Below are 11,824 nucleotides of genomic sequence, written 5' to 3' on the forward strand. Positions count from 1 at the left end.
CGCTATATGAACATATCCATGGATTAAAATATACTCTACCAAACCTCTCCTAAAACAACTCCATCCTTAAATCCACCACGCTCATCTCTCTTCTTCTCCCTAGCCTTAACAAGATCCTCTTCAGAATAACCAAGTGCTTCTGCAAGTCCAAACAAAACCTCAATAACATCTGCAAGTTCCTCAATATTCTTATCCTCTAAATACTCATTAACCTCTTCCTTAAGTTTTTCCTCAAGTAAAGGCAGCTTCTCTTTTTCTGAAACTATCTTTACACTACACTCCTTGCCATCTTTTCTAATAATCTCTGGTATCAAATCCCTTACTAACTTATCATATTTCTTCATTAAAAATCACCTTTACCCTTCTCAAATCTAGTTCTATAATACTGTTTAACTCTAAAATCTATAGCATCCTTAACATGTTTTAAAAAAGTCTTATTATTTACATATTTATGTATATCATTACTTAAAGTAAAATTCCCCTCTTCATTTTCATAGAAGAATGTTGATGAACTTTTAAGTAAAAACTTAATAGGATTTTTCTTAGCTAAAGATACATAGTTCTTCTTATCCCAAATTTCAAAATCCTTTGTGGATTTATCTTTTCTCATATCTACTCCATTGGATTTATAATTGTAAAAATCCCTAAAGCTATGATATAAATCATCATCATCTATAGATGTTTTAAAATAACCTTCATTATACATTGCAAGTAAAACTGGCATTTTATAGGTTTTACTCATGGATGTGGTTTCTATCATATTAATAAAATCATAAGCTCTTGTATTCATTAATGCTGTTTCTTCCTCATTGACTCTATCCATATCGTTTAAAAAATTCATATAATCTATAAATGGGTTTATATTAGATTTTGACTTTATATTGTCATAAATATCATTATCCATTAAATCAAATAACTCAACTCTACTTGGAACATGTCCTATTTCTTCTTCAACTCTTAAGAATTCTTCTTTTAACTTATCTCTAACTGTCATTTCTATTTCTGCTTGTTCTTTAAAAATATCAATTATATTTAAATCAAAATCTACATGGCAATCTTCTGGATATTCATAAGAACTTACATTACCCTTTTTTATTAAGGTTTTATCATAACTTTTTCCACTTAGTAAAAATGGTATAAGATTAGCTTTTTTATAATTACCTATAAAATCAAGGACATTTAAATATTCTTTTCCCTTATATTTTCTAAGACCTCTTCCTAATTGCTGAAGAAATATTGTTGGAGATTCTGTTGGCCTTAAAAACATTACTAAATCAATGGATGGTACATCAAGTCCTTCATTAAACATATCTACTGAAAATAAAACTTGAACCTGTCCAGTTTTTAATAAATTTAGGGCTTCTTCTCTATTAGCTGAGTTTTCTCCCATTTCTCCACTATATACAGCCAAAGCCTTCACTTTATTATCATTGAAATACTTTGCCATATATTCTGCATGATTTTTTGATGAACAAAATCCCATGGCTATTTTTGAATTATATTTTAAGTAGTGTCTTAATACTAGGTTTCCTCTTCTATTTATCATTAAAGCTTCTTCTAGTTTTTTATTATCGTATTTTCCATTTTTAAAATCTATTTCATCATAATTTACTGACTCATCATAAATTCCATAATATTTAAATGGTACCAAGTCACCTCTATTAATTGCTTCTTTTAACCTTATTTCATAAACAGTATTATAATCACATAATGAAAATACATCCTTATTATCTAATCTTTCTGGGGTTGCAGTTAATCCAAGTAAAAACTTTGGTTTAAAATAGTTTAGTATCTTTTTATAATTTCCACTTACTGCATGGTGAAATTCATCTACTACTATGTAATCAAAATAATCTCTTTTAAAATATTCTTCATTTAAATATTCTTCTTTTCCTAATGTCTGAACCAAAGCAAATAAAAGGTCTTTGTTCTCATAATCCTTTGAGTTTCCATAAAACAGTCCACTTTTACTATTTGGTCTTACATTATTGAAGCTTTTTTCTGCCTGTTTTATTATTTCTTCTCTATGTGCTACAAATAATATTTTATTAAAATCTTTAGAGTCAAAGGCTGATAAATATGTTTTTCCTATTCCTGTAGCAGCAACAACTAATGCCTTGTCAAATCCTTCTTCTCTAGTTTTATTTAACGCATGAAGAGCTTCTATCTGTGCTCCCTTTGGTTCCCAAAACTCAATAACCTTTATTTCTTCTTCTTGCTGATCTTTCTCTATGTCTTTATACAACTTTGGTCTAACCCATGATTTTGCATATTCTCTTAAGATTTCATCTGTTACTTCAAAAGAATGGTTATTAAACAAATCTTCAAAGGTATTATAAAAAACATTGAAATCTTCCTCATTATTTTCTTTTCTTAATCTATAATTCCACTCAATAGAATTTGTTAATGCTCCCCTTGAAATATTAGAAGATCCTACAAATATATCTCCTGAATTTTCATAATGAAATATGTACGCCTTAGGATGAAAGCTTTTTCTTGGATTATTGTAAAACCTTAGGTCTACTTTATCCTGAAGCTTATCCTTTAAATAATATAATGCTGATGGCTGAGTTATATTTAAATAATTTCCTGAAAGTATTCTTACCTTAACTCCTCTTTCAATGGCTTCTTTTAAATCATTTGCTATAAGCTTTACCCCTGATTCCATTAAAAAGGATACTATTATATCTATGGAAACTGCATTTTTGAATCCTTGTTTTAATCTATTGTATAAGTAATCTTTTTCATTTCCTGTAATTGCATTGGTTAAACTTCCATAATCAATGGACTTTTCTTTTATAAACCCCTCTTGTACTTCAGTTGTTATAGTCATAGTTTCCCCACCTATCCATCATATTCAACTAGCTGCTTCTTTATCTTTCTTATTCCACCTCTAGGATTTTCAATATCTCCTTTATATCTTGGTATAATATGTACATGAAGATGCATTATAGTTTGACCTCCATATTCCCCTACATTTATCCCAACATTATATCCATCTGGCTTAAACTTATTATCTAAAATACCTTTAACCTGTTTTATTAAATGATTTATTTTGATTAACTCCTCATCGGTAACATCAAAGAAACTTTGAAAATGCCTCTTTGGTATTACTAAAACATGTCCTTCATTTACTGGAAATTTATCATATATTGCAAAAGCTAACTCGTTTTCAGCTATATATTCACTTTTATCATAATTACAAAATAAACAATTCATTGCTTCACCTCAAAATTTAATATTAATTTTAATTTTAGCATTTTTTAATGATTACTTCTATAAAAATAGCTTCTAATCATTTTCACTTATTTCATGGTGAATTTATTAGCTTAGTCACATGAAAGAAAATAACAAGTCAAATATACTAACATACTGACTTGTTATTTTTTTGAATGTGCCTTATGTTAAGTAAGAACTAAAATTTTTCAATGATATTCCTTTCTTATATTTACTATATATAATGTTCTCGCTATACTATATTTAAATGAAGTAGACTTTAATATGGATATAATTGATGTATAATCAACAGTGTCTGAAATCAAAAATAAACTTAAGTCCATTAAGGGTATTTAAAAGTCAAACTCATTAATTATTTTATAGACATTAAAAGAAATTACAAACAGATAGGAGACACTTTATGATTTTAAAAGGATTTCGATTTGGAATGTTACTACAAATTGCTGTAGGACCTGTTTGTCTATTTATTTTCCAGACTGCAGTTGCTTCTGGACTTATGTCAGCAATTACCGGAGTTATAGGTGTTACAATCATTGACAGTTTATTTATACTTGCAGCTATATTAGGCATAGGAGCCCTACTTGACAAATATAACAATGTTAAGGAAATTATTAAATATTTCGGAGCTATTGTCCTTATTGTTTTTGGATTGAGTAACATAATGGGTGTTATAGGAATCTCAATAATCCCAAGTATGAACTTTCTCACTACTCAAAGTGTGGACAGTGTTTTCATAAAAACACTTATACTAACGTTGTCCAACCCTTTGACAATACTGTTTTGGGCTGGGGTTTTCTCTAGTAAAATTGTAGAAGAAAACATGAATAAATCTTCCATGTACCTCTTTGGTCTTGGTGCAGTGATTTCAACGATTATTTTCTTGACATTTATCTCGTTTATAGGCTACTTTGCTAATGTGTTTTTCACATCAACAACCCTTAATTTTTTAAATGTTTTTGTGGGACTAGTTTTAATAGCATTTGGTATAAAAACTGCAAGAAAAAGGTTATAGGTTAATTGATATTTATGTTTAAAGAAATCGTTATTACATATTGCACAAATTCAAAAATTCTACTGGTAATGTGTTCATTGAAAAACAAATTAAGAGGTGAATTACTCCACCTCTTCTAATACTTCCATTAATATATCTATTTTATCTAAAAAATTATGTTTAATCATAGTACAATAACTCTCTCCATGCTTACTTTTTAGTTTAACATTTTCAATAAAATTAATTATAAAAGGTTTAACTATATTTATATCACTAGAATCTTTATTATTTAGTACCATCTCTATAGCAGAAATTAAAAGCTCATAATTTTTACTAAATTCACTTAAATATTTTATTCTCTCCTCTTTTAAATCTGACCTTTCATTTAATTTTAATAAATCTATCATTATAGTACCACACTTATTGTTTTCTCTACTTACAGCTACTTCACCTATATACTTAATATAATCTTCTGGATTTTTATCACTTGGACTTATCATATCCTCATTATAATATGAACCCTTTGAAATATTACATCTTTTACAACTATAATGTAGATTATTATACTCAAAACAAAGTTTCTTGTATTTACTCTTTGGTTTAAAATGTTCTATTTCCGGATATGATGTACTTTTAATTTTACTTTCACAATAACAACAACAACCCTTATACATTTGTTCTAGCATATCAATAGTTTCTCTTTTTACCACAGTTTTTGAAAATTCCTCCCAATTAGGTTTCAAATTAGGATTCAATTTAAATGAGTCTTTCCATTCTTTATCTTTTTCAAGTAATTTTAATGGTCCTTTGTTTCTTTGAACCTTATGCATTATTTCTTATTTAGCTTTAGCCTTTGTAATAATGACTCTAATTTTTTAGAATCTTCTTTTATATTAATTAAAGATAAAGAAGGGTCTTCTGGGTCTAAATACTTTTCTAATTCTTTTTTTAACTCATTAAATTCATTTAATTCACTATCTATTAGCTTTTCTTTATTTATATATAGCATTTTAAATCTATCTAGTTTTTGCTGCACTTCTGGATTCCTAACACTTTTAAGCTCAAATACAGAAAGCAACAATTGTTCTACAGTCCATCCATAGGTTTCTTCCACATCACTTTTTACTACTGTCTTACCATTATATCTACCTAAAACTATAACCTCTTCCTTTTTACAAGAAGATACTATGTGAGGTGAATGTGTTGCAATTATTATTTGATTATTTTTCCCTATTTCTTTATAAAAATCTAGTATCTTTTGTTGCCATTCGGGATGTAAACTTAATTCTGGCTCATCTATTAAGATAATCGAATTATTTAAATCCATTTGAAGCATTGAACCACCCCTAAAGAAAATTTGCTTCTCTCCTGCACTTAATTCATCAGCAGAATGCATCTCACCTGTAGCCTTTATTTTAAAAAGCGGTTCAAACTCCTTTACTCCCATAAACTCCTTTTCTTCAAAAAAAGCATTATATAATTTCCTAAACCTTTCAATTCTATGAGGTTTTTCTCCTATACTCATATCTTCTAAATCTTTATAATGAATATTTACAAGATATTCTTTAAGATTTAAGCTCATTTCATCAGAGTTTAAAACACTCCCTATATTAACATCTTGCTCTATTTTTTTTGGAGTTTCAACTTTATATTTTTTAAAGTTAACACCTGTAGGCAAATATACTATTTTATTAAACCAATTTTCCTTTTTTGCAGCATTTCTAGAACTACCACAATTTACAAAACATATATTTTTATTAAATCCTATTTTATTTAATATAAGCTCTTCATTTTTGTTGTATTTTTCTCCACTTAAACGCTCTATAGAATTTAATTCTTCATCTGTAAATAAAACTTTAACTGTAAACTCTCCAGATTCATTATTGTTCATTATTTCATTATTGCCTGTAATCATATCATAGATTGTTTCTAAAATAGTTGTCTTTCCTAATCCATTCTCACCGATTAATATATTAATATTGTCATTAAAATCCATCTTAAAATCTTTTAATGCTTTTAAATTTTCTATGTAAAGAGATTTTATTTTCATTCGGGTTCAACTCCCTTCTTAATTTCTTAGAATTCATGCAGAATTCTCTTCTCTAATTTGCAAATATAAAATTCTAATAATATTTATAGATTAATTTTAACATTTTTAAGTACTTACTTCTATTAATTTAATGAAAAATCTCGTTTATCCTAAAACCCAAATCATACTCATGAATATATTCACTTTTACAAAGCAAAAAACATTTATGTCAACCCCCTATTATACTTATGTTATTAATCAATAAATATAGTAGTTATCTATGCATAAATGTTTTTATTATCTATGATTCCAAAAAGATATTAAAAATCATCATCTAAAATCTATAACAAATTCCTAATATCTCTTTTTTATTTTTTACTTAAAATCAATATTTATATTACCATTATTACTAACAATATCTATACTGTTTTCTTTATTATTGTTAATCTTAATATTGTTTTCAAATTTTTCTTTACCTATTTTTATATTACCATATTCACAAGAGACACTATAATTATATGATTCTTGTGGTATACTAGTTTTTATTTTTACATCTCCATAATCTGATTTTATACTGGTATTGCCCTTAAATTCTCCATCCAAGTCAATTTTGGAGTTGTCTGATTTTATTTGCAATCCATTAGTTGTAAGACTATGTGATTTTATATTACCATATTCATTGTTAATAATAACATTATCTATACTTGTATTTCCTATATTTAAACTTCCATTGGTTACATCATTACTTAGTTTATTAAATGTACTATCATTTATCTCTATATTTCCATATAGATTTTTTAACACTGCATTATTATTAGAGTTCAATTTTTTAATGTTTATATTTCCATTATCCATTTCAACTTTGAAAATGTCTGTATTTATATTTTCAGCATTTATATTTCCATACTCACAATGAAGTAAAATATCACTGGCACTTAGGTCATTCATTGTAATATTTGCATTATCGGATTTTACATCTATACTGTCTAAGTCCACATTACTTGGAACATACACTTTAATATATCTTGGTATTTGTGAATCTCCTATCCTAAAGTCTATATTAATTCCTTTATATTTTAACTTAGATTCTTCTATTACAAGCTTTTCATCTTTAATAGTGTAATTAACCTCACTATTATCTCCCTCATATTGTATTTCAATTGCATATCTATGTGATTTTATTATATCTATATTATTAAAATTAGAAGCTATATATATACTTTTAAAAGAAGATAACTCCTCATTTTTTATTACTGTCTCTTTGCTATCAAAAACCTTAAATTTTGAATTATCTCTTACTATTCCAAGCTTTCCACCCATAAAAAAACCTGTTAATGCTAAAATTGATCCTATTCCAATTAAAATCAATGAAATCCTTGATAATTTCTTCATTTTTCTCATAGTCTCTCCTCCCTACCCATTTGATTTTTTAAATCTAGTTAATGATTTTCTAGCAAAATTTGCAATTCCTCTAAATACCCTTGGTGCTAATCTTGCAACTAATAATCCTATTAATAATCCTAAACCTGTACATATTAATCCTATTCCAATAAACATAATAGATGTAGAAAAACTTTGAGTCATAACTGCAGCTCCTGCAAAGCTAACAAATATTCCTGAGCCAAATAATGTAACAGTAATAATGACAAATGTAAAAACAAGAGTTCCTACCACTAAAACCATTGTAAATACTAATATTATAAGAGTTAAAGCCAATGGCAATGCTAATGGTGCAGCTAATATAGCTAATATGACAAACCATATTGAAGATATACCTTTTTTACTTTTCTTAATCTTTATTTCATCATCCTTAAATGCATAATCTGATAATATTTGAGAAGCAATATTTGATGGTGACTCTAATTCCTTTAAAACATCTTGCTCATCATCTATTCCTGCATCTTCAAAATATTCTATATAATACCCTAAAGCATTATCCATTTCTTCTTTAGGTAAACCTTTTAATTTATTTCTTAATTCTTGAATAAACACATTCTTATTCATTTTCAAACATACCCCCTAAAAGAACTTTGTCAACATCCCTTTTATAATCTTTCCATTCATTAAGATACTGAATAAGTGTTGCTTTTCCTTTATCTGTGATTTTATAATATCTTCTATTCCTTCCTTGAAACGCTTGGTCATAGGTAGTTAAGCACTCATCCTTTTGTAATCTTCTAAGTACTGGATAAAGAGTAGATTCTGATATATTCATTATTTGTCTAACCTGTTGAGTAAGAACATATCCATAAGTATCTTCTCTTGAAAGTACTGCTAATACACAAGCGTCAAGCAAAGTTGCTCCTAATTGAAAGGCCATTTTATTACCTCCTATATTATATCCCTATCTATATTATACGGTGTATAATATACTACAACTAATACTATACGCCGTATAATATTATATGTCAATAAAATCCTATATTATTTTTTTAAATTGAAAGTTGAAGGTGGAAACCTGAAATTTCAATTTTCAACTAAAAAAAATCACAAGAAATATATGAATATTTCTTGTGATTTTTATAATGTTATATTTATTACTGAGTTATCCTTCTGTTAGGTACTTTATTTCCTCTAGGACTTTTACCTTGAGTATTTTTTCTACTAGAGTTATTACCACCATTAGAATTTCTACTTCCTCTTGTAGCTTGTTGATTTACTACCTTTTTATCAGCAATTATACCTGCTGGATAATCGTGACCCTCTATTACTGGTATTGATTTTTTAATAACTTTTTCAATATCTTTTAGGTACCCTTTTTCATTCACATCACAGAATGAAAGTGCAATACCCTTATGTCCAGCTCTTCCTGTACGTCCAATTCTATGCACATAGCTTTCTGGAACTTCTGGTAAATCATAATTGATTACATGAGATAACTCATCTATATCAATTCCTCTTGCCGCTATATCAGTAGCAACTAGAACTCTTATCTTACCTTCCTTAAAACTACTTAAGGCTAATTGTCTTGCATTTTGTGACTTATTACCATGAATAGCCATGGCTTCTATATTTACTTTACCAAGCTCTTTTGTGATTAAATTTGCTCCGTGCTTTGTTCTTGAAAATACTAAAAGTGACGTTATAGCTTCATCTTTAAGTATATCAATAAGTAAATCTTTCTTATGCTTTTTACCTACAAAATATACTCCTTGAGTAATGATATCTACTGTAGATGAAACAGGTGCTACTTCTACCCTTACTGGGTTCTTTAAAATAGAATCTACTAGCTTTGTTATTTCCTTTGGCATAGTTGCTGAAAATAACATATTTTGTCTAACTGCTGGCAACTTAGCTATTATTCTCTTAACATCATGAATCATTCCCATATCAAGCATACGATCTGCTTCATCAAGAATAAAATAATCTACATTTCTTAAATCAATAAACTTTTGATTAATTAAATCAATAAGTCTACCTGGTGTAGCAATTAATATATCTACTCCACTTCTTAAGACTTCTACTTGAGGATGTTGAGATACTCCACCAAATATAACGGTGTTAGTGATACCAGTGTGCTTGCTATAAACATCAAAACTTTCTCCAATTTGAATAGCTAACTCTCTAGTAGGCGCTAATATTAAAGATTTAATAGTCTTTTTACCTTTTTTCTCTTCGCCCTTTTTCTTAAAAACATTTTGTAATACTGGAATAGCAAAAGCTGCTGTCTTTCCGGTTCCAGTTTGAGCACAACCAAGCAGATCCTTACCCATTAATGCAGATGGAATAGATTTCTCCTGTATTAGGGTTGGTTTTTCATAACCTACTTCCTTTAAAGCTCTTTGAATAGGATCAATTATAGCTAAATCCTTAAATAACATTTTTCTCCTTTGTAAGTGGGTATATATATTTTAAATGTCTTTAATCAACTATACGACATTGTAGAATTTCTTTTTAAAATTGTACACGACAAACTCTCTTATAATTATATTACATCTAATTATCCACTATCTTTCGTCTATTATTAATAGAAAAAATAAAGAGACTCTCGTTTGGTGGAGTCCCCTATTTAATCATTATACCCTATTTCCGTAGAAATAGCATTATTTTTATTTTATCTTTCTTTAATTTCTATATCCAATTATTTATTGGGCTCAGAATCCCATTCATGTAGTTTGCTATTTCCATTAAAAACAAGATCTTGTTCACTTAAATAATATACATCTTCATCTGGATAATATGCTATGTCGCCTTTCTCTTTAGTACCAATATCAAGTATTTCTAATGTTTCATCTCCATTATTTATAAACTTATGTGCTATACCTTTTCCGGCAGGTTTTGAAACAAAATCTCCCTTTTTTATTAAATATTCTTCTCCATCAATTCTTATAATTCTGCTTCCATTAATAATTAAGAAAAATTCTTCTTGTTTTGTGTGACTATGATATTTCGCACTTTTAGAATCTGGTGCTATTTTATCTACATTTATATATATCTTCTCACTGCCTGCTGCTTTGCCTAAATATGATGTGTTAGCTTTTCCTAAAAAATCTATTACATATTCATTAGGAATACTATTAATATTTAATATATTAATCATAATTACCCCCTCTTGCAAACATATGTTCTTACTAATTTTACTAAGTATACATCTATGCGTCAATAGTAGAATCTTATAAATTTTCAATAAATTTTTTTATATTGACATTGACCTAAGGTCAACATATAGAATTAATACAGATGGTTTTTTTATTAGCCAATTAAAAGGATGTGATTGATTTGAATGAAAATTTTCTTACAATAAGTGAACTAGCTAATAAATTATCAGTATCTACAAGAACTCTTAGATACTATGATAAAATAGGGCTACTTTCCCCAGCCCATTATAATAATTCTGGTTATAGGATGTATAGATATAATGACTTAACAAAGCTTCAATATATATTATCATTAAAATTTCTTGGATTTTCTTTAAATGAGATAAAAGCTTTTGTTTATGAAAATGAAGAAAATCTCAAAGAAATTCTTAAAGATCAAAAAGCTATGCTAAAGGAAAAAAGATTGCAAATAGATGCAATTATTAATGCCATTGATGAAACAGATGAGTTACTTAAAACCAGTGATGATCCTTGTGACTCAATTATAAAAGTCATTAATGCAGTACAATTAAGTAAAAAAACAAATTGGTTAAACACCTACCTTTCTTCAGAACAACGTAAATATATTAAAACTTTAGTAGAAGCTTCTTATTCCAAGAAGTCTTTATGTAAATTTAAAACTATGAATTCTAATGAAAACTTCAGAAAAAACGAGAATATGCATAAGTTTGTGTAATTAAATAAAGACGGGCTTTTTTTAATTGGAAATTACTACTGGATTTTATTGTCAGTAGTAATTTTTATTTTTCAAGGCAATACTAATAATGGGTTAGTGTAACTTTTTATATAGTTATTATTTGCAAAAATAGTAATACTATTCATGATTATTAAAAGTTGTACAAGCTTAATTTTAAACTTCAAATCTTCCTTCAAATAAAATACTAAGTTGAGCTAAAGTACTCGCCCAATGTTGAATTGGTGAAGTCCATTTCTTCATTATCTGCTCTGTTGAAAGATACAGTGACTTCC

Annotated in this window: 12 protein-coding genes; 2 read left to right on the forward strand and 10 right to left on the reverse strand. The window is 27.6% G+C overall.

All coding sequences use genetic code 11. From position 1 onward, the window contains the following. Positions 1 to 35 precede the first annotated feature (35 nt). From BM119_RS09425 to BM119_RS09435, 3 genes are read right to left on the reverse strand one after another with little or no spacing between them, the layout of a single operon-like run. Positions 36 to 344, reverse strand: coding sequence for a nucleoside triphosphate pyrophosphohydrolase (locus BM119_RS09425; RefSeq protein WP_090040921.1), 309 nt, complete (start codon positions 342 to 344; stop codon positions 36 to 38). Continuing rightward, positions 344 to 2,833: a DEAD/DEAH box helicase family protein gene (locus tag BM119_RS09430; protein ID WP_090040923.1), complete on the reverse strand. Its 2,490-nt coding sequence runs from the start codon at positions 2,831 to 2,833 to the stop codon at positions 344 to 346. Before BM119_RS09430 ends, BM119_RS09425 begins: the two co-directional genes overlap by 1 nt. An 11-nt stretch (positions 2,834 to 2,844) precedes the next feature. Continuing rightward, the gene (locus BM119_RS09435) at positions 2,845 to 3,219 is read right to left on the reverse strand and encodes an HIT family protein (RefSeq protein ID WP_090040925.1); all 375 of its coding nucleotides are present in this window, start codon (positions 3,217 to 3,219) and stop codon (positions 2,845 to 2,847) included. 418 nt (positions 3,220 to 3,637) lie between these two features. Here BM119_RS09435 and BM119_RS09440 point away from each other — a divergent pair, with 418 nt between their 5' ends. Then, on the forward strand, positions 3,638 to 4,249 hold the full coding sequence (locus BM119_RS09440; protein WP_090040926.1) for a LysE family translocator: 612 nt from the start codon (positions 3,638 to 3,640) through the stop codon (positions 4,247 to 4,249). Positions 4,250 to 4,350: 101 nt separating this feature from the next. Here BM119_RS09440 and BM119_RS09445 read toward each other — a convergent pair whose 3' ends face one another. The 7 genes from BM119_RS09445 to BM119_RS09475 form a co-directional block, all read right to left on the reverse strand. Next, complete coding sequence (locus BM119_RS09445) at positions 4,351 to 5,058, reverse strand: retron system putative HNH endonuclease (RefSeq protein ID WP_090040928.1); 708 nt, start codon at positions 5,056 to 5,058, stop codon at positions 4,351 to 4,353. After that, the gene (locus BM119_RS09450) at positions 5,058 to 6,278 is read right to left on the reverse strand and encodes an AAA family ATPase (RefSeq protein WP_090040929.1); all 1,221 of its coding nucleotides are present in this window, start codon (positions 6,276 to 6,278) and stop codon (positions 5,058 to 5,060) included. The genes BM119_RS09445 and BM119_RS09450 overlap by 1 nt, the downstream gene beginning before the upstream one ends. A 354-nt stretch (positions 6,279 to 6,632) precedes the next feature. Further along, entirely contained in the window at positions 6,633 to 7,658 is a 1,026-nt protein-coding gene (locus tag BM119_RS09455; RefSeq protein WP_090040931.1) for a DUF4097 family beta strand repeat-containing protein, read from the reverse strand. A 12-nt stretch (positions 7,659 to 7,670) separates the two neighbouring features. After that, a complete protein-coding gene (locus tag BM119_RS09460; RefSeq protein WP_090040932.1) occupies positions 7,671 to 8,261 on the reverse strand; it encodes a DUF1700 domain-containing protein in 591 nt (196 codons plus the stop codon). Beyond that, positions 8,254 to 8,577 carry a PadR family transcriptional regulator gene (locus tag BM119_RS09465; protein WP_090040934.1) on the reverse strand — a complete coding sequence of 108 codons (324 nt, stop codon included), beginning with the start codon at positions 8,575 to 8,577 and terminating at the stop codon, positions 8,254 to 8,256. The genes BM119_RS09460 and BM119_RS09465 overlap by 8 nt, the downstream gene beginning before the upstream one ends. Before the next feature lie 217 nt (positions 8,578 to 8,794). Then, on the reverse strand, positions 8,795 to 10,078 hold the full coding sequence (locus BM119_RS09470) for a DEAD/DEAH box helicase (protein ID WP_090040936.1): 1,284 nt from the start codon (positions 10,076 to 10,078) through the stop codon (positions 8,795 to 8,797). 260 nt (positions 10,079 to 10,338) lie between these two features. Beyond that, positions 10,339 to 10,797: a cupin domain-containing protein gene (locus tag BM119_RS09475; protein ID WP_090040937.1), complete on the reverse strand. Its 459-nt coding sequence runs from the start codon at positions 10,795 to 10,797 to the stop codon at positions 10,339 to 10,341. A 179-nt stretch (positions 10,798 to 10,976) separates the two neighbouring features. Here BM119_RS09475 and BM119_RS09480 point away from each other — a divergent pair, with 179 nt between their 5' ends. After that, on the forward strand, positions 10,977 to 11,531 hold the full coding sequence (locus tag BM119_RS09480) for a MerR family transcriptional regulator (protein ID WP_177199379.1): 555 nt from the start codon (positions 10,977 to 10,979) through the stop codon (positions 11,529 to 11,531). Positions 11,532 to 11,824 lie beyond the last annotated feature (293 nt).

It is taken from the genome of Clostridium frigidicarnis, from assembly GCF_900111985.1.
In the GTDB taxonomy this organism is placed as follows: domain Bacteria; phylum Bacillota; class Clostridia; order Clostridiales; family Clostridiaceae; genus Clostridium_Z; species Clostridium_Z frigidicarnis.

Excerpts from the sequence above, each read along its gene's own strand:
- BM119_RS09425 (WP_090040921.1), bottom strand. The coding sequence starts at position 344 with ATGAAGAAATATGATAAGTTAGTAAGGGATTTGATACCAGAGATTATT.
- BM119_RS09430 (WP_090040923.1), bottom strand. The coding sequence starts at position 2,833 with ATGACTATAACAACTGAAGTACAAGAGGGGTTTATAAAAGAAAAGTCC.
- BM119_RS09435 (WP_090040925.1), bottom strand. The coding sequence starts at position 3,219 with ATGAATTGTTTATTTTGTAATTATGATAAAAGTGAATATATAGCTGAA.
- BM119_RS09440 (WP_090040926.1), top strand. The coding sequence starts at position 3,638 with ATGATTTTAAAAGGATTTCGATTTGGAATGTTACTACAAATTGCTGTA.
- BM119_RS09445 (WP_090040928.1), bottom strand. The coding sequence starts at position 5,058 with ATGCATAAGGTTCAAAGAAACAAAGGACCATTAAAATTACTTGAAAAA.
- BM119_RS09450 (WP_090040929.1), bottom strand. The coding sequence starts at position 6,278 with ATGAAAATAAAATCTCTTTACATAGAAAATTTAAAAGCATTAAAAGAT.
- BM119_RS09455 (WP_090040931.1), bottom strand. The coding sequence starts at position 7,658 with ATGAGAAAAATGAAGAAATTATCAAGGATTTCATTGATTTTAATTGGA.
- BM119_RS09460 (WP_090040932.1), bottom strand. The coding sequence starts at position 8,261 with ATGAATAAGAATGTGTTTATTCAAGAATTAAGAAATAAATTAAAAGGT.
- BM119_RS09465 (WP_090040934.1), bottom strand. The coding sequence starts at position 8,577 with ATGGCCTTTCAATTAGGAGCAACTTTGCTTGACGCTTGTGTATTAGCA.
- BM119_RS09470 (WP_090040936.1), bottom strand. The coding sequence starts at position 10,078 with ATGTTATTTAAGGATTTAGCTATAATTGATCCTATTCAAAGAGCTTTA.
- BM119_RS09475 (WP_090040937.1), bottom strand. The coding sequence starts at position 10,797 with ATGATTAATATATTAAATATTAATAGTATTCCTAATGAATATGTAATA.